At 62.1% G+C, this 25467-nt stretch carries 33 protein-coding genes; 17 read left to right on the top strand and 16 right to left on the bottom strand.

The features are described 5' to 3' along the window. The first annotated feature begins 142 nt into the window (after positions 1 to 142). The 7 genes from JP75_RS14255 to JP75_RS14225 are packed head-to-tail and all read left to right on the top strand — an operon-like array spanning position 143 to position 5698. Positions 143 to 1123: a TRAP transporter substrate-binding protein gene (locus JP75_RS14255; RefSeq protein ID WP_035084081.1), complete on the top strand. Its 981-nt coding sequence runs from the start codon at positions 143 to 145 to the stop codon at positions 1121 to 1123. Between the two features lie 53 nt (positions 1124 to 1176). Further along, positions 1177 to 1704 carry a TRAP transporter small permease gene (locus JP75_RS14250; RefSeq protein WP_035084078.1) on the top strand — a complete coding sequence of 176 codons (528 nt, stop codon included), beginning with the start codon at positions 1177 to 1179 and terminating at the stop codon, positions 1702 to 1704. 7 nt (positions 1705 to 1711) lie between these two features. Next, positions 1712 to 2992 carry a TRAP transporter large permease gene (locus JP75_RS14245; protein ID WP_035084075.1) on the top strand — a complete coding sequence of 427 codons (1281 nt, stop codon included), beginning with the start codon at positions 1712 to 1714 and terminating at the stop codon, positions 2990 to 2992. Positions 2993 to 2998: 6 nt separating this feature from the next. Then, positions 2999 to 3739: a FadR/GntR family transcriptional regulator gene (locus JP75_RS14240; RefSeq protein WP_035084073.1), complete on the top strand. Its 741-nt coding sequence runs from the start codon at positions 2999 to 3001 to the stop codon at positions 3737 to 3739. Between the two features lie 33 nt (positions 3740 to 3772). Continuing rightward, positions 3773 to 4597, top strand: coding sequence for a 5-dehydro-4-deoxy-D-glucuronate isomerase (gene kduI / locus JP75_RS14235; protein WP_035084071.1), 825 nt, complete (start codon positions 3773 to 3775; stop codon positions 4595 to 4597). After that, positions 4597 to 5358, top strand: a complete 762-nt coding sequence (kduD, locus tag JP75_RS14230) for a 2-dehydro-3-deoxy-D-gluconate 5-dehydrogenase KduD (RefSeq protein WP_035084069.1) — start codon at positions 4597 to 4599, stop codon at positions 5356 to 5358. The genes kduI and kduD overlap by 1 nt, the downstream gene beginning before the upstream one ends. 4 nt (positions 5359 to 5362) lie before the next feature. After that, positions 5363 to 5698 carry a cupin domain-containing protein gene (locus tag JP75_RS14225; RefSeq protein WP_035084264.1) on the top strand — a complete coding sequence of 112 codons (336 nt, stop codon included), beginning with the start codon at positions 5363 to 5365 and terminating at the stop codon, positions 5696 to 5698. A gap of 106 nt (positions 5699 to 5804) precedes the next feature. Here JP75_RS14225 and JP75_RS14220 read toward each other — a convergent pair whose 3' ends face one another. Continuing rightward, positions 5805 to 6431: a hypothetical protein gene (locus JP75_RS14220; RefSeq protein ID WP_035084067.1), complete on the bottom strand. Its 627-nt coding sequence runs from the start codon at positions 6429 to 6431 to the stop codon at positions 5805 to 5807. Positions 6432 to 6522: 91 nt separating this feature from the next. Here JP75_RS14220 and JP75_RS14215 point away from each other — a divergent pair, with 91 nt between their 5' ends. The 4 genes from JP75_RS14215 (at position 6523) to JP75_RS14200 (ending at position 9281) form a co-directional block, all read left to right on the top strand. Continuing rightward, positions 6523 to 7140, top strand: coding sequence for a trimeric intracellular cation channel family protein (locus JP75_RS14215; protein ID WP_035084064.1), 618 nt, complete (start codon positions 6523 to 6525; stop codon positions 7138 to 7140). Further along, positions 7137 to 7484, top strand: coding sequence for a DUF4326 domain-containing protein (locus JP75_RS14210; protein ID WP_035084062.1), 348 nt, complete (start codon positions 7137 to 7139; stop codon positions 7482 to 7484). The genes JP75_RS14215 and JP75_RS14210 overlap by 4 nt, the downstream gene beginning before the upstream one ends. Before the next feature lie 57 nt (positions 7485 to 7541). Further along, entirely contained in the window at positions 7542 to 8753 is a 1212-nt protein-coding gene (gene uxuA / locus JP75_RS14205; RefSeq protein ID WP_035084059.1) for a mannonate dehydratase, read from the top strand. 159 nt (positions 8754 to 8912) lie between these two features. Then, positions 8913 to 9281, top strand: coding sequence for a response regulator (locus tag JP75_RS14200; protein WP_035084057.1), 369 nt, complete (start codon positions 8913 to 8915; stop codon positions 9279 to 9281). Here JP75_RS14200 and JP75_RS14195 read toward each other — a convergent pair. The 6 genes from JP75_RS14195 to JP75_RS14170 form a co-directional block, all read right to left on the bottom strand. Then, on the bottom strand, positions 9263 to 10405 hold the full coding sequence (locus tag JP75_RS14195) for a succinylglutamate desuccinylase/aspartoacylase family protein (protein ID WP_035084055.1): 1143 nt from the start codon (positions 10403 to 10405) through the stop codon (positions 9263 to 9265). The two genes, JP75_RS14200 and JP75_RS14195, sit on opposite strands and share 19 nt — an antisense overlap. Positions 10406 to 10416: 11 nt before the next feature. Beyond that, positions 10417 to 10704 (bottom strand): MTH1187 family thiamine-binding protein, encoded by a 288-nt coding sequence (locus JP75_RS14190; protein WP_035084053.1) that lies wholly within the window; start codon positions 10702 to 10704, stop codon positions 10417 to 10419. A 13-nt stretch (positions 10705 to 10717) separates the two neighbouring features. Continuing rightward, complete coding sequence (locus JP75_RS14185) at positions 10718 to 11452, bottom strand: ABC transporter permease (protein ID WP_035084051.1); 735 nt, start codon at positions 11450 to 11452, stop codon at positions 10718 to 10720. Then, complete coding sequence (locus tag JP75_RS14180; RefSeq protein ID WP_035084048.1) at positions 11452 to 12264, bottom strand: ABC transporter permease subunit; 813 nt, start codon at positions 12262 to 12264, stop codon at positions 11452 to 11454. Before JP75_RS14180 ends, JP75_RS14185 begins: the two co-directional genes overlap by 1 nt. A gap of 61 nt (positions 12265 to 12325) precedes the next feature. After that, the gene (locus JP75_RS14175) at positions 12326 to 13078 is read right to left on the bottom strand and encodes a transporter substrate-binding domain-containing protein (RefSeq protein ID WP_051960720.1); all 753 of its coding nucleotides are present in this window, start codon (positions 13076 to 13078) and stop codon (positions 12326 to 12328) included. A gap of 62 nt (positions 13079 to 13140) precedes the next feature. Continuing rightward, positions 13141 to 13938, bottom strand: coding sequence for an ABC transporter ATP-binding protein (locus JP75_RS14170; RefSeq protein ID WP_035084258.1), 798 nt, complete (start codon positions 13936 to 13938; stop codon positions 13141 to 13143). Positions 13939 to 14131: 193 nt separating this feature from the next. Between JP75_RS14170 and JP75_RS14165 the strand changes: the two genes are divergently transcribed. After that, positions 14132 to 14926, top strand: a complete 795-nt coding sequence (locus JP75_RS14165) for a YdcF family protein (RefSeq protein WP_035084046.1) — start codon at positions 14132 to 14134, stop codon at positions 14924 to 14926. Positions 14927 to 14971: 45 nt separating this feature from the next. On the opposite strand, the gene JP75_RS25910 is transcribed toward JP75_RS14165, so the two are convergent. Both JP75_RS25910 and JP75_RS14155 read right to left on the bottom strand, forming a co-directional pair. Continuing rightward, a complete protein-coding gene (locus tag JP75_RS25910; protein ID WP_035084044.1) occupies positions 14972 to 15136 on the bottom strand; it encodes a DUF1328 domain-containing protein in 165 nt (54 codons plus the stop codon). 113 nt (positions 15137 to 15249) lie between these two features. Beyond that, positions 15250 to 16044: a response regulator gene (locus JP75_RS14155; protein WP_035084042.1), complete on the bottom strand. Its 795-nt coding sequence runs from the start codon at positions 16042 to 16044 to the stop codon at positions 15250 to 15252. A 147-nt stretch (positions 16045 to 16191) separates the two neighbouring features. On the opposite strand from JP75_RS14155, the gene JP75_RS14150 reads away from it, so the two are divergent. After that, complete coding sequence (locus tag JP75_RS14150) at positions 16192 to 16401, top strand: NepR family anti-sigma factor (protein ID WP_035084041.1); 210 nt, start codon at positions 16192 to 16194, stop codon at positions 16399 to 16401. A 4-nt stretch (positions 16402 to 16405) separates the two neighbouring features. Beyond that, positions 16406 to 16960 (top strand): RNA polymerase sigma factor, encoded by a 555-nt coding sequence (locus JP75_RS14145; protein ID WP_035084038.1) that lies wholly within the window; start codon positions 16406 to 16408, stop codon positions 16958 to 16960. Here the strand turns inward: JP75_RS14145 and JP75_RS14140 are convergent. Next, positions 16948 to 17316 carry a response regulator gene (locus JP75_RS14140; protein WP_035084036.1) on the bottom strand — a complete coding sequence of 123 codons (369 nt, stop codon included), beginning with the start codon at positions 17314 to 17316 and terminating at the stop codon, positions 16948 to 16950. The two genes, JP75_RS14145 and JP75_RS14140, sit on opposite strands and share 13 nt — an antisense overlap. Positions 17317 to 17454: 138 nt before the next feature. Between JP75_RS14140 and JP75_RS14135 the strand changes: the two genes are divergently transcribed. The 3 genes from JP75_RS14135 to JP75_RS14125 all read left to right on the top strand — a co-directional run bounded on the left by JP75_RS14135 (position 17455) and on the right by JP75_RS14125 (position 20641). Next, complete coding sequence (locus tag JP75_RS14135; protein ID WP_051960719.1) at positions 17455 to 18210, top strand: Crp/Fnr family transcriptional regulator; 756 nt, start codon at positions 17455 to 17457, stop codon at positions 18208 to 18210. A gap of 98 nt (positions 18211 to 18308) precedes the next feature. After that, positions 18309 to 19730: a sensor histidine kinase gene (locus JP75_RS14130; RefSeq protein ID WP_160194694.1), complete on the top strand. Its 1422-nt coding sequence runs from the start codon at positions 18309 to 18311 to the stop codon at positions 19728 to 19730. A 5-nt stretch (positions 19731 to 19735) separates the two neighbouring features. Next, on the top strand, positions 19736 to 20641 hold the full coding sequence (locus JP75_RS14125; RefSeq protein WP_035084034.1) for a diacylglycerol/lipid kinase family protein: 906 nt from the start codon (positions 19736 to 19738) through the stop codon (positions 20639 to 20641). Between the two features lie 21 nt (positions 20642 to 20662). Here JP75_RS14125 and JP75_RS14120 read toward each other — a convergent pair whose 3' ends face one another. The 6 genes from JP75_RS14120 to JP75_RS14105 form a co-directional block, all read right to left on the bottom strand. Continuing rightward, on the bottom strand, positions 20663 to 21100 hold the full coding sequence (locus JP75_RS14120) for a hypothetical protein (RefSeq protein ID WP_051960717.1): 438 nt from the start codon (positions 21098 to 21100) through the stop codon (positions 20663 to 20665). After that, positions 21100 to 21468: an ElaB/YgaM/YqjD family protein gene (locus JP75_RS14115; protein WP_051960716.1), complete on the bottom strand. Its 369-nt coding sequence runs from the start codon at positions 21466 to 21468 to the stop codon at positions 21100 to 21102. The genes JP75_RS14120 and JP75_RS14115 overlap by 1 nt, the downstream gene beginning before the upstream one ends. A gap of 185 nt (positions 21469 to 21653) precedes the next feature. Next, the gene (locus JP75_RS25905; protein WP_084587687.1) at positions 21654 to 21812 is read right to left on the bottom strand and encodes a DUF3309 family protein; all 159 of its coding nucleotides are present in this window, start codon (positions 21810 to 21812) and stop codon (positions 21654 to 21656) included. A 75-nt stretch (positions 21813 to 21887) separates the two neighbouring features. Beyond that, positions 21888 to 22055: a hypothetical protein gene (locus tag JP75_RS26585; protein ID WP_160194693.1), complete on the bottom strand. Its 168-nt coding sequence runs from the start codon at positions 22053 to 22055 to the stop codon at positions 21888 to 21890. 114 nt (positions 22056 to 22169) lie between these two features. Beyond that, entirely contained in the window at positions 22170 to 23048 is an 879-nt protein-coding gene (locus JP75_RS14110; RefSeq protein ID WP_035084032.1) for a transglutaminase family protein, read from the bottom strand. Between the two features lie 3 nt (positions 23049 to 23051). After that, entirely contained in the window at positions 23052 to 25463 is a 2412-nt protein-coding gene (locus tag JP75_RS14105; protein ID WP_035084030.1) for a circularly permuted type 2 ATP-grasp protein, read from the bottom strand. Between the last annotated feature and the right edge of the window lie 4 nt (positions 25464 to 25467).

Here is a 25467-nt window from a genome sequence, read left to right as displayed (position 1 = left end):
TGTTGACTTGTCACTTGTCCTTCCATACCAGTTCTATCCATGGCGCTGGCTCATGCAAGAGGCGGCGTCGCGGGCCGGCTGGATCGGCCAGGCATGCGCGGTTCGTGGAGGAGCCGCCGTGTTGGATTTTGGGAGGACACCAATGTTTCATCTGCCAAAGATGGCGGCTGTCGCCGTCATCGCGACTTCGCTTATGGTTTCGGCTGCCAGCGCCCAGACGGTGCTGCGCTCTTCCGATACCCATCCCGATGGCTATCCGACCGTCGAAGCGGTCAAGAAGTTCGGCGAACTGCTGAGCGCGAAGACCGATGGCCGCTATTCCGTGGAAGTGTTCCACTCGGCCCAGCTCGGCCAGGAAGCCGACACGATCGAACAGACCCAGTTCGGCGTGATCGACATGAACCGCATCTCGATCGGCGCCTTCGGTACCCAGGTACCGGAAGCCACGGTTACCCAGTTGCCCTATATCTTCCGCTCGGCCGACCACTTCCACAATGTGCTCGATGGCCCGATCGGCGAAGAAATCCTCAAGGCCTTCGACGCCGTGGATGTCGTGGCTCTCGCCTTCTACGATGGCGGCGCGCGCTCCTTCTACAACAGTGAAAAGCCGATCACGTCGCCGGCTGATATGGAAGGCCTGAAGTTCCGCGTCATGCAGTCGGACATTTTCGTCGACATGGTCGGCGCCCTGGGCGCCAATGCCACGCCCATGCCCTATGGCGAAGTCTATTCGGCCATCCAGACCGGCGTTATCGAAGGCGCGGAAAACAACTATCCGAGCTTCGACACGGCCGGCCACGCCGAAGTCGCCAAGTTCTACTCGCTCGACGAGCACCTGATGGTGCCGGAAGTCCTGGTGATTTCCAAGGTCGTCTGGGATGGTCTTACCCCCGAAGATCAGGCGCTGTTCCGCGAAGCCGCCAAGGAATCCGTTGCTGCTCAGCGCGAACTCTGGGTTGCCAAGGAAGTCGAATCCAAGGCTGCGGTGGAAGCGCTCGGCGCCGTCATCAACGAAGTCGACAAGGCTCCGTTCATTGAGGCCATGAAGCCGGTCTACGAAAAGTATGTCACCGATCCGAAGCTGCAGGATCTCGTGGCCCGCATCCAGGCCACTGAAGGCTGACGCAAAACCGGGCCGGTTTCGATCGGCCCGGTTTTCCTGCAGGAGTATCCACCATGAAAGACCGGCTCAAAAAGATCAGCGCGGTTCTGCGCGGGCTCTCGGATGCGTCGCTCTGGGTTGCCGGCTTTGGTCTCGTCGCCATGACCGCGATCGTCGCCTATCAGGTCTATATGCGCTTCATCGTCAATTCGTCGCCGGCCTGGACCGAGTCCGGTTCGATCATGATCATGAGCTGGTTCATTTTCCTCGGCGCCGCGGTCGGCGTGCGGGAAAATTTCCACATGGGCTTTGACGTTCTGCTCTATTTCCTGCCACCCGCCGGCAAGCCGTGGCTCCGCGCCATCAGCGACGTGGCCATACTGGCCTTCGCTGCGGGCATGGTGTTTTACGGCGGCGAACTGGCCTTGCGCGGATGGAGCGTGCGGATTCCGGTTCTCGGCCTGCCGCAGACCTTTACCTATCTTCCGATCGTGATTTCCGGCGCCCTCATGTGCCTGTTCTCGCTCGAGCGCATCTTGTTGCGTGCTGCCGGCGAGAATGTGGACGACATCGAAGCCGATGCCACGATGACGGCGGACTGAGGACAATATGGAATACTGGATTCTCTTCGGCGTCTTCACGGCGCTCATGCTGGTGGGCACGCCCATCGCCTTCTGCCTCGGCATCGCGAGTTTTGCGACGGTCATCTATATCGGCCGTCCGGCTATCGTTGTGTTCCAGCAGCTCAATTCCGGCGTTTCGGCCTTTACGCTGATGGCCATCCCGTTCTTCATTTTTGCCGGCGACCTGATGATGCGCGGGGGCATTGCCGCCCGTATCATCCAGTTTGCCGGGTCGATCATCGGCCATGTGCGCGGCGGGCTGGGGCAGGTCAATGTGGCTGCTTCGACGCTGTTCGGCGGCATTTCCGGTTCGGCCGTGGCCGAGGCTGCAGCCGTTGGTGGCATCATGATCCCGCAGATGAAGGCGCGAGGCTATGGCGCTGACTATGCGGTCAATGTGACCTCGATGGCGGCGCTCATCGCGCTGCTGCTGCCGCCCAGCCATAATATGATCATCTATTCGCTGTCGGGCGGCGGGCGTATTTCCATCGCCGACCTTTTCACCGCAGGCATCATTCCGGGCCTGCTGCTGGCGGCTGCGCTGATGGTCACGGCCTATTTCGTCGCCGTGAAGCGCGGCTATCCGACGGAGCCGTTCCCCGGATTTGCCAAGGCGTTTCAGTATTTCCTGACCTCTATCCCCGGCCTGATGCTGATCGTCATCATCTTCGGCGGGGTGCGCTCGGGGATTTTCACGGCCACGGAAAGCTCCTGCATCGCCGTGCTCTATGCGCTGCTGGTGACGCTGCTGGTTTACCGCTCCATGGGGTGGAAAGAATTCGTGCATTGCGTCACCGGCGCCGTACGCACGACGTCCATGGTGCTGTTCATCATCGGTGCGGCGGCGTCCTTCGGCTGGCTCATGGCCTATCTCAAGGTTGCGCCGATCCTGACCGAGGCGATCTCGCACCTGACCAGCGATCCGCTGATGGTGCTGCTGCTCATTAATGTGCTGCTGTTGCTGCTCGGTACCTTCATGGATATGGGGCCGCTGATCGTCATCACCACGCCGATCTTCCTGCCCATGGTCACCGCCTTTGGCGTCGATCCCGTGCATTTCGGGGTGATCATGATCCTCAATCTCGGTATCGGTCTCAATACGCCGCCCCTTGGACCCGTACAGTTTGTGGCGGCGGCCGTCGCAAAGATATCGGTGTGGGATGCGATGAAGAGCGTGTGGCCGTTCTACGGGGCCGGTCTCGTCGTGCTGGGGCTCGTCACCTATATTCCCGCGCTCTCGCTCTGGCTGCCGAGCCTCTTCCGGTAAAGCATCATGTCAATCGTCGATCTCCCCATCCCGGCCCGGAAACCCAAACTCGCTGAAATGGTCGTCGATGCGCTGCGCAAGCGCATCGGGGCCGGCGAGTTCGGGCCGGGCGAAAAGCTGCCGACCGAAAGCCAGCTTACCGTGCATTTCGGCGTCAGCCGGACCGTCGTGCGCGAGGCCATCGCGGCGCTGGCCGCCGATGGCACGGTGCAGCCGCGGCAAGGGGCGGGGGTGTTCGTGATGGCGAATGCGGCCAGCGCTTTCACCGCGATTGGTGGGGAGACTTCCAACAAGATTTCGGTAGCGCTCAATGTTCTCGAAGTGCGCATGGGCATCGAGATCGAGTCGGCGGGTCTGGCGGCGATGCGGCGCAGCACCAGCCAGGATGCAGCCATTCATGAGGCGTGGAACGAGTTTGGTCGCCTGCTGAAGCAGGGCAATCCGACAGGCAAGACCGACTTCGCCTTCCACCGGGCGGTCGCGGCGGCAACCAATAATCCCTTCTATATCGAAGTGCTGGATGCGCTGGGGAGCCGGACCATTCCCTGCGACGTCGCTTCGCCCTGGGGCACGGAGAGCGTGCTGACCTACGACTATCAGGCAGGCCTCCACGAAGAGCACAAGCGCATCATGCTGGCCATCTCGGACCAGAATGCCGATGGCGCGCGGGAGGCCATGCGCGAGCATCTCTCGCGTAGCCAGGATCGCTATCGCGCCCGTCTCGCCGAGCAGAGCGGCGAACACTGAATTGCCAACTCCAATATATTTGCCGGAGAAACCATGAGCACCGAATTCGACATCCGTTTTGCCATCGATCCCGCTGGCGCTGCCGGCATGGGCACGGCGGAGCTGCGCGAGAACTTTCTGATCGATGATCTCTTTGCCGATGGTGCGGTGCGCTGGACCTATACGCATTATGACCGCATGGCGGTTGGTGGCGCGGTCCCGGCTTCGGGCGAACTGGTACTCGAAGCGATCAAGCCCACAGGCACGGCAAACTTCCTCGATCGTCGCGAGCTGATCGCGGTCAATATCGGTGAGGCCGGAACGATTTCGGTTGATGGGACTGACCATGCAGTCGGGCCGCGCGACATGCTCTATGTCGGGATGGGTTCGACAGACGTGCGGTTCTCGGGCGCTGGCGCGAAATTCTATCTGCTGAGCGCTCCGGCTCACGCCTCGCATCCAACCACGCTTCTGCAGCAATCGGGCGCAAAACGCCTCGATATGGGCAGCGCCGAAACTGCCAATGAGCGGTCGATCTACCAATATACGAACAGCCTCAAGAGCTGTCAGTTGGTAGTGGGCCTGACCCAGTTCGCCCCTGGTTCCGTGTGGAACACGATGCCGGCGCATGTGCATGATCGGCGCATGGAGGCCTATCTCTATTTCGATCTCAAGCCCGACGCCCTTGTGGTGCACCTGATGGGCGAGCCGGATGAAACAAGGCATATGATCGTCCGCAACGAGCAGGCGATCCTTTCCCCACCCTGGTCCATTCACGCTGGCGCTGGTACGGGGTCCTATACGTTCATCTGGGCCATGGCCGGCGACAATATCGACTATACGGACGCCGAGAAGGTGGCGATGGAGGATCTGCGCTGATGGACCTCGGCGCATTCAGCCTTTCGGGTAAGACGGTCATGGTCACCGGCGCCAATACCGGCATTGGACAGGGCATTGCCCTGTCCATCGGTCGGGCTGGCGGGCGCGTGATCGGTGTAGGCCGCTCATCGATGGAAGAGACAGCCTCGCTGATGGTGGGGCAGGGCGCGGACTTTGCCGAGGTGCGGGCCGATCTTGGTTCGACCAAGGAAGCGCAGGCGATGTTCGATGGGGCTTGGGACCAGCATGGTCCTATCGATGGTCTCGTCAACAATGCCGGGATCATCAAGCGGGTCGACGCGGTGGATTTCACCGAGGCCGATTGGGACCAGGTGATGGACATCAATCTCAAGACGATGTTCTTCCTTGCCCAGTCGCTGGGCCGCAGGGCTATTGAGGCCAGTCGGCCGGCGCGGATCGTCAATATCGCTTCGATGCTCAGCTTTCAGGGCGGTATTCGCGTCGCGAGCTACACGGCTTCCAAGAGTGGTGTGCTGGGGATTACGCGGCTGCTTGCCAATGAATGGGCGGCCAAGGGCATCAATGTGAATGCTGTGGCCCCGGGCTATATCGAGACCAACAATACCGAGGCGTTGCGCAACGACCCCGATCGGTCGGCGTCCATTCTCGGACGCATTCCGGCGGGGCGCTGGGGCGTGCCGTCCGACATTGGCGATGCGGCAGTGTTTCTGCTCGCTCCTGCTTCCAACTACATGCATGGCGCCGTCATCCCCGTCGATGGCGGCTGGCTCGCAAGGTGATTTTATGACTGAACAGAAGTTTTTCGCCCAACCCAACGAAACCGAATGGACCGAACTGGCGCCGGGCAATACCCGCCGCGTGCTGATCTATACGCCGGAGGTGATGCAGGTCGAATTCGGCTTCGACAAGGGCGCCGTCGGCGCGCTCCATAGCCATCCGCATATTCAGGTGAGCTATGTCGCCGAGGGCAGTTTTGAGGTGACCATCGACGGCAAGACGCAGGTGGTGGGGCAGGGCGGCAGCTTTATCGTGCCGTCGGGTCTGGTGCATGGCGTCGTGGCGCTGGAAAAGGGCCGGTTGGTCGACGTGTTCGCACCGCATCGGGCGGATTTTCTCTGACTGTTGAGACCTCATGGTGAGCTTGTCGAACCACGAGGTCGGGTAGTCGGGTGCCTGGGTGCCACGACCTCGTCCTTCGACAGGCTCAGGATGAGGTCTACTGGTGCTATCGGGCGTCCAACTCCTCCAGCATTGCCGCATAGGCCTCATCATGCCGGCCAACCCAATTGGGCTTGCCGGGTTCGGTGAGGCGGCCGCGGCGGGGTGGGATAAAACTGTAGATGCCGCGCTCCGGCTCCTCCCGCCATTGCAGGTTGAAGGCCGCGAATTTGGGGAAGAATTCCATATCGGAATAGGGCAAGTGATCGTGCACCCACCAGGCCATGGCTTCCCAGTCGCCGGTTCGCTCATAGTAGGGGATGAAGCGGTTGACGATCACGCAGGCGGTTGCGCCCATGCGGCCTTTGGCATCGCGGCGATCCCAGATGTGACCGGCAAAATTGCTGTCATTGCTGCCGCAATTGAGCTTGTTGATATTGCCGAAGTGGTTGACCTCGGGCGAGCGATAGGAGGAGCGGACGGAGAGGCGGCCGAACTTTTGCTGCAGGGGTTCGAGCAGTTCTTCGCAGAGGCGCTTGCCCGCTGCGATGGCGAGATCTGGATCGTTCGGGATGTTTTGAAAACCGTTGATGACGGCGATTTCCGAATACAAAAATTCGCGCATGAAGAAGTTTTCGGAGAGGCGGACGCGGCCGAAGGTTTCGAGGGCACGGACGGTTTTCGGCTGGCGCATGGGACAAATCCTTCTCGGGTCTGGACGGCCAGTGGTGCTTCTGTAACGTGGCGGCGACAACCCGGTTTCGACCTGCCGCCAGGATTCTTCCATGCTGACCATGATGTTCTATGTTGCGATCACGGCCGACGCCATGTCGGCGGCCCTCGCCGCGGGGCGGCGCAACATGGACTGGTTCGGCGTCTGCCTCATTGCCTGCATCACGGCACTGGGTGGCGGCACCGCGCGCGACGTGTTTCTCGACCACTATCCGCTCTATTGGGTGCACAACCCCTATATTCTGGTGCTCTGCTGCTGCGCGGCGCTACTCACTATTGCCACGGCGCGGGTGGTCCACCGGCTGCGCTGGCCATTTCTTCTGCTCGATGCGCTGGGCCTCGTGGTCTTCACGATCATCGGCTGCAATATTGCCATGGAAACCATGGAACATCCGATCATCGTCATCGTGGCGGGCATGGTGACGGGGATCGTGGGCGGCATCATGCGCGACGTCTTGTGCAACGATGTGCCGCTCGTTTTTCGCGGCGAGCTCTATGCGACCGTGTCGATAGTTACAGGCGTCGTCTACTTCCTTGGCAACAAGGCAGGGCTGCCGTCGGACCTGGCGTTGCTGATAGCTCTGGGCGTCGGCCTGCCGCTGCGCGTGCTATCCATCATGTTCAAGTGGGAAATGCCGAAATTCGTCTTCGACCGGGAGATGCGAAAATGAGGCCGGTTCGGATCGTTCTGTCGCGGCGGGCGGGTTTCGATCTGCAGGCAATTTCCAAAGCAATCAATGGGCTGCCCGCCCACTCGGTGGCGCGGCCCGGACCTTGGGGAAATCCCTTCACCATCGATGCCGTGGCGGAAGAAGCCGGGCTCGATCGGGCGGCGGCGCAGGTCGAAGCAGTGGTACGGCACGCCCGCTGGATGCGCGGCGAGATCGAGGCAGATCGGCCGCGGCCATCGCGCGAAAAGATCCGTGCTGAACTCGCGGGCAAGAACCTTGCCTGCTGGTGCCGCGAGGGGACGCCCTGCCATGTGGAAACCCTCATAAAGCTGGCAAACGACTAGAGTTCTAGCGCGCGAATGTGCTAGGGCCAATCTACCATACAAGAATGGAGTTTAGACTTGCGACAGACCTGGCGGTGGTTCGGCCCCAAGGACCTTTGCAGCATCGATGATATTACGCAGGTCGGTGCCGTCGGCGTCGTGAGCGCGCTGCATCATGTGCCCAATGGCGTCGTCTGGACGCCGGAGGAGATTGCCAAGCGCTACAAGGAAATCGCGACGCGCAAGGACGGCACGCCCTCGGGCCTCACCTGGGACGTGGTGGAAAGCCTGCCTGTCAGCGAGGACGTCAAGAAGCAGAAGGGCAATTGGCGCGAGCACATTGCCAATTACAAGATTTCCATGCGCAACCTCGCCGACAGCGGCATGGAGGTCATCTGCTACAACTTCATGCCGGTGCTCGACTGGACGCGCACCGATTTGCGCTGGACCGTGCCCAATGGCGGCTCGTGCATGCGTTTCGATATCAATGACTTCGCGGCGTTCGACATCTATATCCTGAAGCGCTCTGGCGCGGCGGCGGACTACACCAATGCCATCGCCGACGAGGCCGGACGCCGTGTCGCGGCGATGAGCGAGGACGAGAAGAAGACGCTCGGCCGCAACGTCACCATGGGCCTGCCGGGTTCGACGGAATCCATGTCGCTGGAAGACGTGCAGGCGCATCTGGATGAATACGGCAATATCAGCCGTGAGCAGTTGCGGAAGCACTTTGTGCACTTCCTCGAAGAGGTCGTGCCGGAGGCGGAAAAGCTGGGCCTGCGGCTCTGCTGCCACCCGGATGATCCTCCGTTCGCTCTGCTGGGCCTGCCGCGCATCATGTCGACGGAAGAGGATTACAAGTACATTCTCGATGCCGTCGAGAGCCCCAGCAATGGCATGACGCTGTGCTCGGGATCCCTCGGCGCGCGGCCGGACAATGACCTGCCGGGGATGATGGAGCGCTTCGGGTCCAAGGTTCACTTCCTGCACCTGCGTAATGTGAAGCGCGACAATGACGATATCGTCGGCTCGTTCTTCGAGGCGGAGCATCTGGGCGGGGATACCGACATGGTGGCCCTGATTGCGGCGATCGTTCGCGAGGAGCGCCGGCGCAAGGCCGAGGGCCGCAAGGACGCGATCATCCCGATGCGCCCTGACCATGGGCAGGACATTCTCGACGATCTCGGGCGCCGGGCGCAGCCGGGCTACCCCACGATCGGCCGGATGAAGGGTCTCGCGGAATTGCGGGGGGTTATGACCGCTCTCGAGCATGGGTCGGTTGGATTGTAACGATCGGGTTCATGGCTCGTGAACGGGCCGCCGCCCACACTCGCCCGACGATTCGGGAAGGTGTGTGGGATGGGTGTTCGAGCAGCGATGCAACGGGCCGTGACGTCGTTGCGGTCCGACCGGACCGGCAAGACTGTGCCGACCGAAGGAAGCGATCCAATGCGTGTTCTGGTCGTCAATGACGACCAGAATGTCCTCGATGTGGCTGAAAGGCTGCTGATCGGGGACGGGCATGTGCCTATCCTGACCGGGGCGCCGCAGGCTGCGCTGCAAATTGCGCGGTCCATGCGGCCGGGCGCCATTTTTCTCGACGTCTTGATGCCCGGATTTGACGGCTGGGACCTGCTGGCAGCGCTCAAGGCGGACCCCGAGACCAGCGACATTCCCGTGCTGATGATCTGCATGCTGGGCGAGCGCCGCAAGGCGCTCGTGGCCGGAGCGGCTGGCGTCATCGCCAAGCCTCTCGATGCCGCAGGGGTGCGGGCCGCGATGGCCCGACTTGCTACCCGTCAGTCTTCGAGCAGGTAGCCCCCGGCGCGGCTGGGCAGAATGTCCTTGCCCACGATCTTGGCGACGGCGGAACCGGCGACAGCGAACTTTGCCGAGGCGCGGGAGAGGATGAAGCCGCTGGTGCCGGCGCGAATTGGCGTGCGGCCGACAAAGGCTTCGGGACCATCCATGGCGATGAGGTCGGCAACGATATCGCCGGCTTTCACTTCCTGACCCAGCTCGACGCGATAGGCGAGGAGGCCGGGTTTTGAGGTGCGTAGCACTTCGGTTGCTTCGAAGGGCGTCGGGCCGGGGGCCGGCGTGACGGGCGCGGAAGGCGGCAGGTCGATCAGGCCGCGGCCGACGAAGAAATCGAAGAGGCCCTGGGCGTCGAGTATGCCAAATGCGTCGTGGGTGTCGGCCTGGCCGCGATATTCGAGCGTGGCGGCTTCGCAGGCCATGGGAATGGCGGCATCGGGATTGGCGCGCTGCGCCTTGCGGAAGAGATTGGGCAGGACTTCGTCGAAGGAGCCGCCGCCGCTGTCTTCGGCGGTGAGGGTTGCCGCGACGCCCATGCGGTCGGCAAGGTCCTGCAGGCCCGGCATCAGGTCGGGCGAGGTGAAGATGTGCATCAGGCTTTCGTCGTCGCAATGGAGGTCGAGGACGATGTCGGCGTCATGCGCGGATTTGAGGATGTGGAGGCGTAGCTTCTGTCCGGCCGTGACGGGGCTTTGGGCGTCGATCCAGGCGCCGACGGCGGCGCGGATGGTGGCGACATCGGCCTTGGCTTCGCTGCCGAGCTTGCCTTTTACGCTTTCGGCGATGGCAGGGTAGAGGTCGGGCCAGCGGCGGTTGAAATTGACGCCGTTTTCTAGGTCATAGCGGCCGATGTGGCGGCGCAGCACGCGAGTGGCGAGCCCTAGCGGATTGACCGAGGGGAAGAGCACGAAGCGGGCGCGGAGCTTTCCGGTGGCATCGGCGTCGCGCAGCATGGGCAGGAGGTGGTGGATGGCCATGGTGCCGGGCTGCTCGTCGGCATGGAGAGCGGCCTGCAGGTGGACCTTGGTTTCAGCGGTCTCGGGGCCGACAGTGTACCAATAGAGCCGCGTGGTCTGGCCGGGGGCGTCGCCGGGGAGGTCGAGGTGGTGCTGGGCAAAGGTCATGTGCGGATAACTCAGGCGAGACGGGCGAGCTTTTCGGCCATGGTCTGCGGTTTGTCGGTACGGGTCGAGAAATGCATGGTGCAGAAAATGCGCTCGACGCCAAGTTCGTGGAGGCGCTGGCAGCAGGCTTCGACGGCGGCGCTGACCGCGCTCATCTCGCCTTCGATATTGGTGCCATTGGCGTGCATTTCATGAGTGAGGCCGGTGCCCGCGAGGATGTCGCGGACTTCCCTGATATAGGCGGAGACCGATGGCCCCACGCCCATGGGAACGATGCAGAGGTCGGCGATGATCTTCATGGTGTCGCTCCTATTAGCGCATCCATTTGGGCCGGTAGCGCATGCGCGGCGGCGCCGGCAGGTGGCGCATCAGGCGCTGATAGACGAGACCGAAGAGGAAGAAAACCACCAGCGACACCGCGAGGAAGTAGAGCGCCGCCACCGAGAAGTGGAGGAAAGCATTGTAGTCGCGTTCGAAAAGGGTTTTTGCCGTGATCATCAGGTCGGCTTGGGCGCCGACGACTGGCAGGGCGAAATAGACGATGGCGGTGGCGTGGAAGAGGAAAACCACTTCATTGGTATAGGCCGGCCAGGCCAGGCGAATGAGATTGGGCCAGATGACGCGGCGGAACTGCTGGCTGCGGGACATGCCATAGGCGCGGGCGGCTTCGACCTCGCCGCGCGGCACAGCGCGGAGGGCGCCGTAGAAGATTTCGCCAGTATAGGCGGCCGTGTTCAGCACCAGCACCAGCGGCCCCATGAAGAGCGGGTGGAGCACGAAGCCAGAAATCCCGAGTGGCTTCCACACCGCGATATTGAGCGACAGGGCCAGGGAATAGAACATGAAGAACTGGATGAAGAGCGGCGAGCCGCGGAAGGCGTAGATGTAACCGCGGGTGAGGCGGTTGATGATCGGGTTAGGCGAGGCCTTGCCGAGGGCGAGGAAGACGGCCAGCACGAAGCCGATGGGGATGGAGGCAGCGGCGAAGTAGATATTGAACAGGACCGCCTGCGACATCAGGGCGAGATCGTTGAGGAAGGCCTGCATCAGACGCGCGCCTCGCTCAGAATACCCTTGCCGGCTCGGCGCATGATTGCCTCGAAGGCGCGCTCGGAGAGCCAGGTGACGAGGATGTAGAAGACGAAGAGCACGAGGTAGTAGCGCCAGCGCCAATCCTCATGCACGAGGCCCACAGCGGGCAGGAAGTTCGGCGCGCCGAGGCGGTCGGCCCAGAGCACGATATCGGCAATCTGCAGCAGCGAGAGCAGCGAGGTTGCCTTGACGATCAGCATCCAGACATTGGAGAGGCCGGGCAGGGCATAGACCCACATCTGGCGGATTTGGATGCGCCACAGCACCTGGCCGGGCGACATGCCGAAGGCGCGGGCGGCTTCAAGCTGCCCATTGGGTACCGAGCGCAGGGCGCCGTGAATGACATTGGTGGCGAAGGCGCCATAGACGAGGCCGAGCGAAACGCTAGCGAGCAGCAGATATTCCGTGGTGCCGAGGAACCAGTTGGCTTCCTTGCAGGGCGGCCAGGCGGCCGTCTGGGCAGCGATGGCTTCGGGCGTACAGATCTGGCTGGCGACGAGCCACTCAACGCCCTGCTCGAAGGCCAGCGGGAAGAAGAGGAAGAAGAGAACATCGGGCACGCCGCGGACGATGGACGAATAGAACGTGCCGATGAGGCGCAGGGGGAGAAAACGCGAGTTCTTGAGGGTCGCGCCGAGGAGGCCGAAGACGACGGCCAGCGCACCGCCCATCAAGGCGGCGAAAATTGTGAACTGGAAGCTGGCATACCAGGTCAGATGCTTGCCGTTGGTCAGATAGCTGAACCAATAGGCGATGTCGTCGGTCATGTGGCTTGCACCAGTTCGGGAGGCGGGCGAGGGGCGGTTTGGCTCCTCGCCCGGAAAAGCCTTATTCGGCGAAGTAGGGGCCGCGGCCTTCGAACCACTTGGCGATCAGCTCATCAACGGTACCGTCAGCCTTGAGGGCGGTCAGGGTTTCGTCGAGCTTGGCCTTGAGTTCGGTATCTTCCTTACGGAGGCCACCACCGACGCCATTGCCGATCAGGACGTCTTCGCCGACGAAGGCGATGGCGCCACCGGAAGCGGCAACGACGGGCTCGAGATAGGCGCCGTCGGCGAGGATGGTGTCGAGATTGCCGGCGGCGAGGTCAGCCATGGCCTGGTCGGCGGTGGCGAAGGTCACGACGGTATTGCCCGAAGCGAAGTTTTCTTCGGCATAGGCAGCCTGGATGGTGCCGCCCTGGACGCCGACGCGCTTGCCGGAGAGAGCGGCAAAGTCGATCTCGGTGCCGGCCGTGGCGACGAACTTGGAGGGATCGGGCGGGAAGTAGTTCTGGGTGAAGTCGATGGTTTCGAGGCGTTCGTCGGTGATCGACATGCCGGCCATGATCAGATCGTAGTTGCCGGCGAGCAGGTTCGGGATGATGGAATCCCAGTCATTGATGAGCCATTCGCAGGTGAGGCCTGCCTTTTCGCAGATGGCATTGCCGAGGTCGATTTCGAAACCGGCGGGCTTGCCGCTGTCATCGAGGAAATTCCACGGGGCATAGGCGCCTTCGGTGGCGATGCGGATGGATTCCTGCGCCATGGCCGAACCGCCGAGGGCGAGTGCGGCGACTGCTGCCAGCATAATCTTCTTCATGTTGTCTCCGTTGCGTTTGACGTCGCATGTCTGCCCGGTTTGGCCGGGTCTGGATGGAGCCGCTAGCTGTGGCTGGCGGCGTTTAGGAACTGTTTGAGGCGGGCCGATTTGGTGGCGCCGAACACTTCGTCCGGCGTGCCTTCTTCCTCGATCTGGCCCTGGTGGAGGAAGATGACCTTGTCCGAGACCGAGCGGGCGAATTCCATGTCGTGGGTCACCAGCACCATAGAGCGGCCTTCGTCGGCCAGAACCTTGATGACGCGCAGGACTTCCACTTCAAGCTCGGGATCAAGGGCCGAGGTCGGCTCGTCGAAGAGCATGACGCGCGGATTGATGCAGAGGGCGCGGGCGATGGCAGCGCGCTGCTGCTGGCCGCCGGAAAGCTGCGACGGATAGGCGTCGGTCTTGGAGCCAATGCCGACCTTGTCGAGCATGGCGCGGGCTTCGGTCTCAACCTCGGCACGCTGGCGCCCCTGCACGACAAGCGGGGCTTCCATGACGTTTTCGAGGATCGTCATATGTGCCCAGAGATTGAACGACTGGAACACCATGCCGAGTTCGGAACGGATGCGGCGGATCTGGGCTTCGTCGGCAATGTGCCGGTTCTGGCCGGTGCCGCGCAGCTTGATCGGCTCGCCGTCGATCAGCACGTCGCCGTCGTCGGGAACTTCGAGCATGTTGATGCAGCGCAAAAGTGTCGATTTGCCGGAGCCGGACGAGCCGATGAGCGAAATGACTTCGCCTTCACGGGCCGAAAAGGAAATGCCTCTGAGGACCTCCAACGCGCCGAAGGACTTGTGCAAATCCCGTAATTCTACAACCGGCGATGTCCCCGCCCGTGCGGGCCTAGCTTCGTGCATGCTCACCATGTCACCCGGGATCGGGCGTTCCTGAACGGCAATTGCCTTTTTTTGAGGCTGGCAATTTTGACCGCCTCCAACAAAAGCAAATGGTGGGCATAAGGCAAGGGGAAAAAGCGATAGTGCCCAGCGCACTTGGCCTTGCGCGCGAATGCGGGCACAAGGCGAGCGCGGAAGCTGATGAGGAAAATGGATGTTCTTTCTGGCGTCGAAGGTCTTCTGGTTGCTGGCCCAGCCCCTTAGCGTGGTCTTCCTGCTGATGCTGATCGCCGTAGCGACACTCTTTTGGGGAAGGCGGCGGCTGGCGGCGACGGCACTTGTCCTTGGCCTCCTGATCCACGGAACGGTGAGCTTCACCAATCTGGGCTATCTGATCATGCAACCCCTTGAGGACCACTTTGCCGTCCCGGCGATGCCGCCCGACGACGTCGATGCCATCATCATGCTGGGTGGCGCAACGCTGGAACGGCCGAGTTCCGCCCGGCAGATCACGGAACTCAACGATGCAGGCGATCGGCTGACGACGACGCTTTGGCTTGCCCAGGCGTATCCCACTGCAAAGATCTTCATCAGTGGCGGCAGCGGAGCCCTGACAGATGAAGGAGAGGCGGAGGCAACGACGGCGGAGCGTTTCTTTCTCGCCTTCGGAATTGCTCGGGATCGGCTGGTGCTTGAGGGAGAGTCGCGCAATACCGACGAAAACGTCGCCAATACCAAGGAACTGCTGGGGCAGAGCGCCGATGGAACGATCGTTCTTGTCACATCGGCATATCACATGCCGCGGTCGGTCGGGATTTTCGAGAAAACAGGGCTGTCGGTCATCCCCTGGCCAACCGACTACCGTACGCCCGGGCAGCAGAGTTTCGGTTTTGACATCGCCAACCCCGTGCAGAACGTGAATGTCACCACGGCTGCGATCAAGGAGTGGGTCGGACTGCTGATCTACAACTGGACCGGCAAGACGAGTAAGCTCTTCCCCGGACCATGAAAAAAGGCGGCCAGATGGCCGCCTTTTGTTTGAGCTTCCCGATTTCTAGGTCCGGCGGAAGAGGCCGATGACCAGCGACACCACGAGGAATGCCAGGAACAGGAAAAACAGAATCTGCGCGATGCCGGCAGAAGCGCCGGCAATACCGCCGAAGCCGAGCACGCCGGCGATCAGGGCGATGACGAGAAAGACGAGGGCGTAATAGAGCATGGGTGCCTCCATGAGTTGTCTTGTCGAATAAACGTTGAACGACTTGGCAAGTTCCTGAAGGCAACAAAAAAGCCGGCGGAGCCGGCTTTTGAGTTTGCATGGGAGGATGGAGGTTACGCCGCAGCGCGGGAGCCATCTTCGAAGAACAGCGCCTGGCTGATCAGCGCCTTCACCATATCGGGATTGAAAGGCTTCGTCACGAGGAAGGTGGGCTCGGGACGTTCGCCCGTCAGGAGGCGTTCGGGGAATGCGGTGATGAAGATCACCGGCACCGAATGGGTGTTGAGGATATCGTTGACCGCATCGATGCCCGAGCTGCCATCGGCGAGCTGGATGTCGGCCAGGATCATGCGCGGATTGGTCTGGTTGAACAGCTTGATCGCCTCGGCATGGGTGCGGGCGATGCTGACCACCTTGTGGCCGAGGCTTTCCACCATCTGCTCGATATCCATGGCGATCAGTGGTTCGTCTTCGATGATCATGATTTCGGTCGCCACCTGACGCGAAATCTCGTTCGAGGCCTCGTCGAGGAAGCTTGCGAACTCTGTGTCGCTGACATCGAGCACTTCGGCGGCCTGTGCATGGGTAAAGCCCTCGACGGCGACAAGCAGGAAGGCCTGGCGGGGGCGGGGCGACAGGTTGGCCAGGTTTCGCGCCGCGCGCTGCTCCCAGGCGAAGCTGGACGTGGGAGCCGGAATGTCGACGGAAGACGAGGTAAACAGCGCCGAGAAGAGCTTGTACAATGCAATCCGATCGCTCGACGCCTCCGGGAAGAGGGAAATGTCTGAGATCAGTGCTTCCAGCGTGGCTGCGACATAGGCGTCGCCAGACGTCTGCGACCCTGTAACCGCCCGGGAAAAACGCCGGAGGTAAGGCAGGTGCGGCGCGATCCGCGTGGACAATGACATATAGGAACTCCAGTGACGCTTAAGATCGTGACTTCACGAGTTGAGTAAATCGCCGCGCAAAAGAAAAGTTCCGTGGCCTTGGAACTATTTTTGACGAACGGAATTTCTGATCGGTAGCGGCAAGCCCCGGGAAGCTAGAGTTAGGGTATGACGAAAGATAATTTTGCGAGCCAACAGCGCATGCGGCTTCAGCCGGATGACGGACTGGGTCCAACTTCGGATATTGGTTCGCGGTTGCGGGCTCTTTATGGAGCCGTACAGGAGGAGGGGGTTCCAGACCAGCTCCTCGATCTGTTGGAGAAGCTCGATAATGCCGAGCGGGCCCAGACCAAGCAGACATCGCAGGGCGGAGACTGATCGCATGGCGACCGAGACCCCCTCGTTTAAGCGAGAAATGCTGTCCACACTTCCGAGCCTGCGCGCTTTTGCCGTCTCGCTGACGGGCAAGCACGACAAGGCCGATGACCTCGTGCAGGACACTGTGATGAAGGCCTGGGCAAAGCAGTCCAGCTTTGAAATGGGTACCAATATCAAGGCCTGGCTTTTCACTATCCTGCGCAACGAATTCTACAGCCAGATGCGCAAGCGCGGACGGGAAGTGCAGGATAGCGACGGCGCTTTCACCGAACGCCTCTCCGTGCATCCTTCCCAATATGGCGCGATGGATCTGGAGGATTTCAAGAAAGCCCTGGCGGAGCTGCCGGACGACCAGCGCGAAGCCATCATTCTCATCGGTGCCTCGGGCTTTTCCTATGAAGAAGCCGCCGAGATTTGCGATTGCGCCGTGGGAACGATGAAGAGCCGCGTCAGCCGCGCACGATCGCGCCTGCAGGACATGCTCAAGGTGAGCGGAGAATCCGACTATGGCCCGGATGCTCTGTCAACGCAGGTCACAACGACCAATCACTCCTTCTGAGTCTCAAAAAGCTGAGCAATGAGGGCGAGTGTGCGCTCGGAAGGCGCGGGCTTGAGCAGGATCGGGGTTCCCGTAAAGTTCAGGTGCTGCTGAAGATCGACATCTGCAGTCAGTCCGATCACGGGAACTCCCTTGCGCTGCAATTCGCCGACAAGCGCGATGTGCTCGGGCAGTTCCCGTTCGACTTCGACGATGGCGAGGGCACAGTTGGCCCAATCCTCGGCAAGTTCCCGGGCGTGACCCGGGTTCTGGGCGATGACGACCTTTCCGGGATCCAGTGGGTCCAGGGTATTCTGCAGATCAAGGGCAATGAGGTATTGAGCCTCGACGATCAGCACCGTGCGGCCAGAAAGCATATCACCTATCCGTGGTAAGGTAGCCCGCTTGTGGGCGCTGCCAAGGTTGGGTGTCATTTAAAAAAGACATGTCGTGGAACGGGTTTGGCGATGGGGCGTTGAGCAGCCACCAAGCCATGAACCGACTGGGACTTCCCATTGAGCCTCGTTCTTCCCAGCACCGGCCGTCGCGTGCCGTGCGAGCAATGTCCGTTGCGCGGCATGTCCGGTTTTCGGGATTTCACCGATCAGGAACTGCGCTTCGTTTCGTCCTTCAAACGAGGCGAGCTGGTGGCTGAAGCGGGCTCGACCATCCTCTCCGAAGGGGCTCACAGCCCCCACCTTTATACGGTCCTCTCGGGCTGGGCCTTTCGGTTCAAGACGCTGCCGGATGGGCGGCGGCAGATATTGAACTATCTGCTGCCGGGCGATCTATTGGGGTTGCAGGGCTCGATCATGGGGGAGATGGAGCATTCCGTGGAGGCGCTCACCACGGTGGTGCTCTGCGTCTTCCAGCGCGACAAGCTCGACAGTCTTTTCGAAGGCTATCCCGGCCTCGGCTTCGATGTGACGTGGCTGGCAGCCCGAGAAGAGCGGATGCTGGACGAACACCTCTTGAGCGTCGGGCGCCGGACGGCGGTGGAACGCGCCGCCTATCTCCTTGCCTTTCTCCATAGCCGGGCCGAGGCGCTGGGGAAGATTTCCTACAAATCCCTCCACATACCCGTCACGCAGCAGCATGTGGCCGACACGCTGGGCCTGTCGATCGTGCATACCAACAAGACACTCCGCAAACTGGCGGAAAGGGGCCTCATCCAGTGGCTCGACCGGAGCTGTGAGATCGTCGATGCAGAAGGGCTGCGCGCGCTTGCCGACTGGGAGAAACCGAAGGAGCGAAAACGCCCGCTGATATAGGCTTCAAGCCTCATTGCTGCCATTGCAGCATGGCAAGCGGTGGACATACCATAGGGGGCCGTCGGGCTTTTGGCGCGGGTCGGAAAGAGACGGTGTGGATGAGTGTCGTGGCACAACGAGCGGCGGGCGCACAGACGCCAGTTTTAGGACGGCGAACGGCGAGACGCATTGCCATATGGGTGTCGCTCGTTCTGGTTTGCCTCGCGGCGGTCGTTTCGCTGCTGCTCATGCAGGGCATGGATCGTCAGCTTCGGGATATCACCGATACTTATGCGGTTCGCGATACGGCGCGGGAACTGGTCAATGTGATGAGCCAGGCCGAAGCCAGCCAACGCGGCTATGTGCTGACCCGCGATGCGCAATTTCTTGAGCCCTATCATGCCGCGGCAGCCCAGGTTGATAGCTATGTGCAGACCTTGCTGGAAATGACGGCGGATGATGCGGCCCAGGCCGAGCGGATGCGCTCCATCACGGGAGACATCGCCGGCAAGATGGCCGAAATGGCGCGCACCGTCGAACTCGTTGCCACGGCGCGGCAGGACGAAGCGCAGAGCTTGATCGAGACCGGCATGGGCGCGCGCTTGATGAGCGAAGTGCGTGCCACGCTTGAAGATTTCATTGCCGAAGAGAACCAGAAGCTCGCCTTGCGCAACGAGGGGATCGACCGATCCCGAGTCTGGCTCGTCGGCACGATCATCGCGGCGCTCGCAGCGGCCGTCTGTCTTGCCTATGCCCTGATGGCGCGAACGCAGAAGCAGGTCAGCGCCATGGCCCAGCGTCATCGCGGCCTTATCAATCAGAATGAAGCGCTGGAGGCCGAGATCGCCGAGCGCACGCGCGCGATCGAGGAGGCTCGCGCGCATGCCGAGCGCGAACGGCAGCGCGTCGAGGCCCTGCTGCAGGACACCAGCCACCGGATCGGCAATTCGCTGGCGACGGTTTCTTCGCTGCTGGCGCTGCAGCTCATGCGCACCCGTTCCGCCGAGGTGCGTACGGCGCTCGAAGCGGCCCGGCTGCGCGTCCATGCCATTGCGTCCGCTCATCGCCGCCTGCGCCTGGGGGACGATATGGAATCGGCCAGCGCCGATGAATTTCTGAGTGCGGTGCTGGAAGACATTGCGACGACCCAGACCGATTCCGGGCGCATTGCCATCGAAGGCAAGATCGAGAGCATCGAGGTCAGCGCGCGTGACGCGACGACGCTCGGCATTCTGGTCGGCGAGTTTGTGACCAATGCTCTCAAGCATGGTTTTCCAGATGGCCGCCGCGGTCGCGTCGAAGTGGCGCTGTTTCGCAATGAAGCGGGCGTGCCGACGCTGAAGGTCTCGGATAATGGTGTGGGCCTGCCGGAGGGGCAGGACGAAGGCGGGCTAGGGTCTGTGATCATCCGCCAGTTGTCGGGCCAGTTCGGCGGTGAACCCGTCTATGCCAGCGTTCCGGGTGAAGGCGTCACCATTTCCGTTTCCTTGCCCGCGCTCGATAGAACGCCGGCTCCGCCCAGCCAGTCGGCCATGGAGTGAACCATATGCGAGTTGCCGCAATTCTCAATCGCGACAGCGGCACCTTGCGCACCATGGATCTCGACGCATTTTGCGCCGAGGCCATGGCCGTGTTTGCCGAGGCTGGGCACGAGTTGCAGTGCCATGTCGTGAGCGGAAGCGACGTGCTCGCCACGATCGAGCGGTTTTCGGTCGATCCCGATGTCGACGCGATGATCGCTGCCGGCGGGGATGGCACCATTTCCTCGGCGGCGGCCATCGCGCACCGCACGGGCAAGGTGCTCGGCGTACTGCCCGCCGGTACGATGAACCTTTTTGCCCGTGCTCTCGGCGTGCCGCCCGACATTCGGAGGGCGCTGCATGCGGTGGCGAAGGGGACGGTGGGGCAGGTCGATCTGGCGACGGCCAATAACCAACCCTTCGTACATCAGTTCGGCGTGGGCATTCATGCGCGCCTCGTACGGATCCGCAATGGCATGGTCTATCGCAGCCGCGTCGGAAAGATGCTGGCGAGCCTGCGCGCCATTGCGGCGGCGGCGATCAATCCTCCTCGTTTCGAAGTCGAATTCGAGGATGGTTCGGGCCGCCAGAAGCGAATGGTGTCCGGCATCGCCGTCTCCAACAATCCGCTCGATGATGGTCCCGTGCCAGTGGCGCAGCGCCTCGATACGGGGCGGCTGGGGGTCTATTTTGCGGGTACGGTGACGACGGGCGAACTCATCAGTCTGGTCATCGACGTGCTGGTCGGCCGCTGGCGGGCCAATCCGCAGGTTACCGAACTCGAAAGCGAAAGCCTCGTTCTCCACTTCCCAAAGCGGAAGCGGGAGGTGCATGCGGTGATCGATGGCGAATTGATCGAGCTTGAGCGCGATGTCGAGCTCACCATTCTGCCGCTGGCGCTGTCGGTCATTTTCCCAGCCAAAGACGCTTAGAGAACTCGTGGCGGCAAGCCGTCACGAGTCGGGTGTATCCTTCTCGCGCAGCAGGGCCAGGACCGTAAGGGCGGCCGCTGGAATGCCCAGGCGAACCAGCATGGGCGAACGGGTGAGAAGGGGGAGCGCGGTGAGCGCGGCGGTTGTCAGGAAGGCGCCTGCGTCGCTGGCGCGACGACGTTCGGCAAGACGCTTGCGGCGCCGGCTTTCGCTGATGGCCAAGCCGATATAGACGATGAGCGCCAAGGCGAGGAAAGAGCCCGCAAGGATCAATGCGGCCGTCAGTGGCCCCATGGCGTCGCTAAGCGCGATATATCCGGCAGTGATGAGGAAGCCAAAGCCAATCACTGCGCAGACGAGGATCAGCGCATAGACGATCGCGAGGCCCTTCACGCGTTGGCTGAGCCCCTCGACCTCCAGGCCGAGGAGCCCCGCAAGAGGCATCAACAGACCAAGCATCAGCGCGTCAGCAGGGCCAGAACGAAACCGATGCCGAGAGCGGTCGCGACCGCCGTCAGAGGTTTTTCGCGGATCGTGTCCTTGAGCTGCTGTTCATATTCTCCGGCCTGATCCTGCGCTTCCTCGACCATATGTTGGCCACGACGCTTGAGGTGGCGGAACTCGGCTTCAGCAATGTCGCGCACTTCGCCCGCTTTTTCGCCCGTCAGTTTGCGCAGGGTTTCCGTGATGGACTTGAGGTCGGACTGGAGCTGGGCGACCTGTGCCTCAAGCTCCTGCTCGCGCGTTTTGGTGGCGGGGCGGCGGGAACTTGCAGTGCTGCCACTCTTGCGGGTCGTGGTGGGAGCCATATCAGTCGTCGAAGCCATGGGTACACTCCTGTTTTGTGAACGGAAAACGCCTGACACGGCAGGCGGTTCCGCCGGAATTGTGGATGAAAGAGAAAGCCCCGATGCACTTGTGCACCGGGGCGAGGGGGCGAACCGAAAGGGGGGCGTCTGTCGGTTCGCAGGGGCACGAAACGCCTGGAGCGCGTGCCTTTATTGCGGTGATGCTAGACCCGTCCCATCAGGACCAGGATGAGCACCACGATGAGGACAACACCCAGAATGCCGGACGGGAAATAGCCGAAGCCGCGGGAATAACCCCAGCTCGGCAGGGCACCGATCAGCAGCAGGATCAGGATGATGATTAGGATGGTACCGAGTGTCATGAAACTACCTCGACTTTTATCTGGCCTTATCGCCGAGCTTTAGGCGGGCCGATTGTTGTTGTCTTTGTGGGCAGGCTAGAGCAGGGCAACAAGCAGCGCGGTGGCTGTCGCGAGAATCAGCGCTGCCGGAAAGAGGGCCCGGGCAACGTCGCCGAAATGGGGGGAGATGTCGTAGACTTCGTTTGACCATACTGCGGTCGAGCGGCCCGCATGTTCGAGGGCTCTGATTTCAGCCTGCGTCATCTCTGCCTCCAACACTCCGCAAGTGGCGGAGTTCTCAGTCAAATTGCCCGTCGCGGGCGGCATGACAGACAAACGGCGAGGTGCAGATTTGGTTCCAGCGGCGCGAACGCGGGGCTATTCGACCTTGATGACGTCGACGGATTGGCGCGTTTCGTGCGAGCCGTGGGTGCGCAGCACGCCGACGATGGGGGAGATATCGGCATAGTCGCGGCCATGGCCGATGGAGATATGGTCGCCACCGGCGATCATGGCATTGGTGGGGTCGAATTCGACCCAGCCGGTATGGGTGCCGCACCAGACGCGCACCCAGGCATGCATGGCATCGGCCCCTTCTAGGCGTGCCTGGCCCGCTGGCGGAATGGTGCGGAGGAAGCCGGAGACATAGCCGGCCGGAATGCCCATGCCCCGCAGGCCTGCGATCATGACGTGGGCAAAGTCCTGGCAGACGCCCTTCTTGAGATTGAAGGCTTCCGCCGGCTTGGTTTCGACGTCGGTGGCCTTGGGGTCGTATTCGAAATCCTTGTGAATGGCGAGGCAGAGGGCCATTGCCTTGGCGAGAACGGTTTCAGCCCCCGCAGTCTCGTTCTCGGCATATTCGGTGATATCGGGCACGATCTGGACGCGGGGCGAGGCGGCAAGGAAGTGTTGGGGACTATCTGCCTCGACCGACCAATAGCGGGCCACTTCGAGCCCGAGCTGGTCAAGCGAAGCCGAAAGGTCGGCAGGCTGCCCGAGATCGTCCACCTGCACCCGCGCCGTCAGCCGGACTTCGAGCTTTTCATGCGGCTCGACAAAGGTGACATCGCTGACCGTATTGCCGAAGAAGTCGACAAAGCTCGTGAGGCGGTGCGGCTTTGGCGAGAAGGAGAGCGACGAGGCGATGACCCGCTGCACGCCCGGCACGGTCGTCGGGGCGACGCGAATATGGTGGCGCCCGCCGTGAACGGGCGCGTCATAGTCGTAGGTGAGGGTCAGGCGAACATCGTAGAGCATGGTTCAGGTAAAATAGTGCGCGGCGATGAGGCTGGCGAGGAGGCCGATTTCGCTTGAGATTTCGTCGAGTTTTTCCGGTGTCATGGTTTGGGGCTCGGCCGTGATGAGGCGCGTCTGCAATTGCAGCGCGGCCTTGGCGACGCTTGAAAGCTGTCCATCGCGAATGCCGCCGGGCAGTGTTTCGAGCTGCGTGAGCAATTCGGTGAGCTGGAAGAGGACCGAGCGCGGGTTCAGTGGATCGAGGACCAGGAGATCGATGGCGCTCTGCGTGCCGGCGGTCACCGAATAGCGGCGGCGATGGGACATGACGCTGTCGCCGATTTCGAGCAGCATTTCCAGCGAGCCGTCGGGTGCGTCTTCGTCGGTCAGCCAGCCGGTGATGCGCGCGATCTGGATGGCGCGTTCCAGGCGGCGACCGATTTCTAGGAAGCGCCAGCCCGCAAAGCGATACATGTTTTCGTGCACCAGACCGGAAAAGCCTGCCAGTTTTCGCAAGAGCACGGTCATGGCGCGGGTGGCGTCGTCGCCAGTGGCGATACGCGTTGCGAAGCGCTGCGCGGTTTTTTGCAGGTCGTTTAATGCCAACCAGCCGTCGGGCGAGAAACGATCGCGGATCTGGCCGGCGCTGTGCACGGCGCTGTCGATCGACATGAGCAGGCCTTGCGGCATGGCTTCCGTCGCGTCGACATCGATGCTTTCCAGGAATTCAGCACAGCGGGTTAGGATCGGCAGGTCCGGCTTGGAGAGCTCTGCGAGGCGGGCATTGTAAGCGCGCAGGATACGGACTGTCGCTTCGCAGCGTTCGGCATAGCGGCCGAGCCAGACGAGATTGTCGGCGGCGCGGCTCGGTAGGCTGCCGGGCGAATTGCGCACGAGCCGGTCGCCTTCCTGGGGCAGGAGCGACACCTGTTCCACTGGGGCGGAGGACACTACCCAGACGTCGGCCGCCTGGCCGCCGCGCTGCATGGCGAGGGCGGTGGTATCAGGTGTCGAGCCGACGCGGGCGAAGCCGCCGGGCATGATGCTCCAGCCGTGCTCCGTGCGCGCCGCGAAGACGCGGAGGGTGATGGGGCGCGGTTCGAGCTTGCCGTCGGCATAGACAGGGGCCGTCGAGAGGCGCACCGGCTCCTGGCCCACATAATCGCGTCCATGGGTAGCGATACGATCTTTGAGCTGGGCTTTTTGTCCCGCCGTCATGCTGGCGCCGAGCGCGGTGCCGCGCAGATCGTCGAAGGGCAGGGTAGTGGCGAAGGCGGGCCCGATCATCAGGTCGTCGAAATTGTCGAGGACGTATTCGCGCTCGGCGGCCTGGCCGCACCACCAGGTGGCGATTTCGGGCAGTTCGAGGCCAGTCCCAAGCAGGTGCTTGCAGAGCCGCGGCATGAAGGCGGCGAGGGCGCGGGTTTCGAGGATGCCGGTGCCAAGGGCATTGATCATCGAGATCGAACCCGAGCGCACGGCCTCTACCATGCCGGGCGTACCGATGCGGCTGTCGTAGCGCAGTTCGAGCGGGTCGACGAAGCTTGCATCCATGCGGCGCCAGAGGACGCTGACGGGTTTGAGGCCCGCGACGGTGCGCACCATGACCTGGCCGTCCTCGACCACGAGATCTTCGCCTTCGAGCAGCATGAGGCCGAGATAGCGGGCGATATAGGCGTGTTCGAAATAGGTTTCGTTGAGCTGGCCGGGCGTCAGAATGCCGACGCGGCCGCCGTCGCGCTTGGCCTGGACGAAGAGATGATCGCGGAAATCGCGGAAGAAGCCGGCGAGGCGCTGGATGTTCATCTCGCCATAGACATCGGACAGGGCGCGCGTGGTGGCGACGCGGTTTTCGAGCGCAAAACCGGCGCCGGAGGGAGCTTGCATGCGATCGCCCAGCACCCACCAGGCGCCATCGGGGCCACGGCCGAGTTCAAAGGCGCAGAAATGGAGGAAATGGCCGCTGGCGGGTTTGACGCCGACGAGGGGGCGGAGGAATTCGTTGTTTTGCGCCACGAGTTCAGGCGGCAGCAGGCCTTCCTGAACCAGGCGATTGTCGCCGTAGATATCGGCGACGATGTTTTCCATGAGCTCGGCGCGCTGCACGAGGCCCTTGGAGATGGTCTGCCATTCGGCTTCGTCAATGAGCAGCGGAATATGGGCGAGTGGCCAGGCGCGTTCCTTGCCTTCGGCGCCGTCATATTTGCGGTAAAAGACGCCGGCATCGCGCAGATATTGGTCGGCGCGCTCGAAGCGGGCTGCAAGCTCAGTCGAGCCCAGCGCATCGAAGGCCGACATGAGCCGGTCCCAGCCGGGGCGCAGGGCGCCGCTGGGGTCGAGCATTTCGTCGGGTACGCCCGGCAGGAGCCGATAGTCCGAAATAAGGCTCGGACCTTGGGGCGGGGCGCTGCGGGATTCGGAGTTCCGCTTGATCATGGCG

It is taken from the genome of Devosia riboflavina (assembly GCF_000743575.1).
Classification (GTDB): Bacteria; Pseudomonadota; Alphaproteobacteria; order Rhizobiales; family Devosiaceae; genus Devosia; species Devosia riboflavina.
The sequence above is the reverse complement of the archived record's forward strand: the minus strand, read 5'-3'. Positions and strand labels throughout refer to the sequence as shown.

Excerpts from the sequence above, each read along its gene's own strand:
- JP75_RS14255 (WP_035084081.1), top strand. The coding sequence starts at position 143 with ATGTTTCATCTGCCAAAGATGGCGGCTGTCGCCGTCATCGCGACTTCG.
- JP75_RS14250 (WP_035084078.1), top strand. The coding sequence starts at position 1,177 with ATGAAAGACCGGCTCAAAAAGATCAGCGCGGTTCTGCGCGGGCTCTCG.
- JP75_RS14245 (WP_035084075.1), top strand. The coding sequence starts at position 1,712 with ATGGAATACTGGATTCTCTTCGGCGTCTTCACGGCGCTCATGCTGGTG.
- JP75_RS14240 (WP_035084073.1), top strand. The coding sequence starts at position 2,999 with ATGTCAATCGTCGATCTCCCCATCCCGGCCCGGAAACCCAAACTCGCT.
- kduI (WP_035084071.1), top strand. The coding sequence starts at position 3,773 with ATGAGCACCGAATTCGACATCCGTTTTGCCATCGATCCCGCTGGCGCT.
- kduD (WP_035084069.1), top strand. The coding sequence starts at position 4,597 with ATGGACCTCGGCGCATTCAGCCTTTCGGGTAAGACGGTCATGGTCACC.
- JP75_RS14225 (WP_035084264.1), top strand. The coding sequence starts at position 5,363 with ATGACTGAACAGAAGTTTTTCGCCCAACCCAACGAAACCGAATGGACC.
- JP75_RS14220 (WP_035084067.1), bottom strand. The coding sequence starts at position 6,431 with ATGCGCCAGCCGAAAACCGTCCGTGCCCTCGAAACCTTCGGCCGCGTC.
- JP75_RS14215 (WP_035084064.1), top strand. The coding sequence starts at position 6,523 with ATGCTGACCATGATGTTCTATGTTGCGATCACGGCCGACGCCATGTCG.
- JP75_RS14210 (WP_035084062.1), top strand. The coding sequence starts at position 7,137 with ATGAGGCCGGTTCGGATCGTTCTGTCGCGGCGGGCGGGTTTCGATCTG.
- JP75_RS14200 (WP_035084057.1), top strand. The coding sequence starts at position 8,913 with ATGCGTGTTCTGGTCGTCAATGACGACCAGAATGTCCTCGATGTGGCT.
- JP75_RS14195 (WP_035084055.1), bottom strand. The coding sequence starts at position 10,405 with ATGACCTTTGCCCAGCACCACCTCGACCTCCCCGGCGACGCCCCCGGC.
- JP75_RS14190 (WP_035084053.1), bottom strand. The coding sequence starts at position 10,704 with ATGAAGATCATCGCCGACCTCTGCATCGTTCCCATGGGCGTGGGGCCA.
- JP75_RS14185 (WP_035084051.1), bottom strand. The coding sequence starts at position 11,452 with ATGCAGGCCTTCCTCAACGATCTCGCCCTGATGTCGCAGGCGGTCCTG.
- JP75_RS14180 (WP_035084048.1), bottom strand. The coding sequence starts at position 12,264 with ATGACCGACGACATCGCCTATTGGTTCAGCTATCTGACCAACGGCAAG.
- JP75_RS14175 (WP_051960720.1), bottom strand. The coding sequence starts at position 13,078 with ATGAAGAAGATTATGCTGGCAGCAGTCGCCGCACTCGCCCTCGGCGGT.
- JP75_RS14170 (WP_035084258.1), bottom strand. The coding sequence starts at position 13,938 with ATGCACGAAGCTAGGCCCGCACGGGCGGGGACATCGCCGGTTGTAGAA.
- JP75_RS14165 (WP_035084046.1), top strand. The coding sequence starts at position 14,132 with ATGTTCTTTCTGGCGTCGAAGGTCTTCTGGTTGCTGGCCCAGCCCCTT.
- JP75_RS25910 (WP_035084044.1), bottom strand. The coding sequence starts at position 15,136 with ATGCTCTATTACGCCCTCGTCTTTCTCGTCATCGCCCTGATCGCCGGC.
- JP75_RS14155 (WP_035084042.1), bottom strand. The coding sequence starts at position 16,044 with ATGTCATTGTCCACGCGGATCGCGCCGCACCTGCCTTACCTCCGGCGT.
- JP75_RS14150 (WP_035084041.1), top strand. The coding sequence starts at position 16,192 with ATGACGAAAGATAATTTTGCGAGCCAACAGCGCATGCGGCTTCAGCCG.
- JP75_RS14145 (WP_035084038.1), top strand. The coding sequence starts at position 16,406 with ATGGCGACCGAGACCCCCTCGTTTAAGCGAGAAATGCTGTCCACACTT.
- JP75_RS14140 (WP_035084036.1), bottom strand. The coding sequence starts at position 17,316 with ATGCTTTCTGGCCGCACGGTGCTGATCGTCGAGGCTCAATACCTCATT.
- JP75_RS14130 (WP_160194694.1), top strand. The coding sequence starts at position 18,309 with ATGAGTGTCGTGGCACAACGAGCGGCGGGCGCACAGACGCCAGTTTTA.
- JP75_RS14125 (WP_035084034.1), top strand. The coding sequence starts at position 19,736 with ATGCGAGTTGCCGCAATTCTCAATCGCGACAGCGGCACCTTGCGCACC.
- JP75_RS14120 (WP_051960717.1), bottom strand. The coding sequence starts at position 21,100 with ATGCTTGGTCTGTTGATGCCTCTTGCGGGGCTCCTCGGCCTGGAGGTC.
- JP75_RS14115 (WP_051960716.1), bottom strand. The coding sequence starts at position 21,468 with ATGGCTTCGACGACTGATATGGCTCCCACCACGACCCGCAAGAGTGGC.
- JP75_RS25905 (WP_084587687.1), bottom strand. The coding sequence starts at position 21,812 with ATGACACTCGGTACCATCCTAATCATCATCCTGATCCTGCTGCTGATC.
- JP75_RS26585 (WP_160194693.1), bottom strand. The coding sequence starts at position 22,055 with ATGACGCAGGCTGAAATCAGAGCCCTCGAACATGCGGGCCGCTCGACC.
- JP75_RS14110 (WP_035084032.1), bottom strand. The coding sequence starts at position 23,048 with ATGCTCTACGATGTTCGCCTGACCCTCACCTACGACTATGACGCGCCC.
- JP75_RS14105 (WP_035084030.1), bottom strand. The coding sequence starts at position 25,463 with ATGATCAAGCGGAACTCCGAATCCCGCAGCGCCCCGCCCCAAGGTCCG.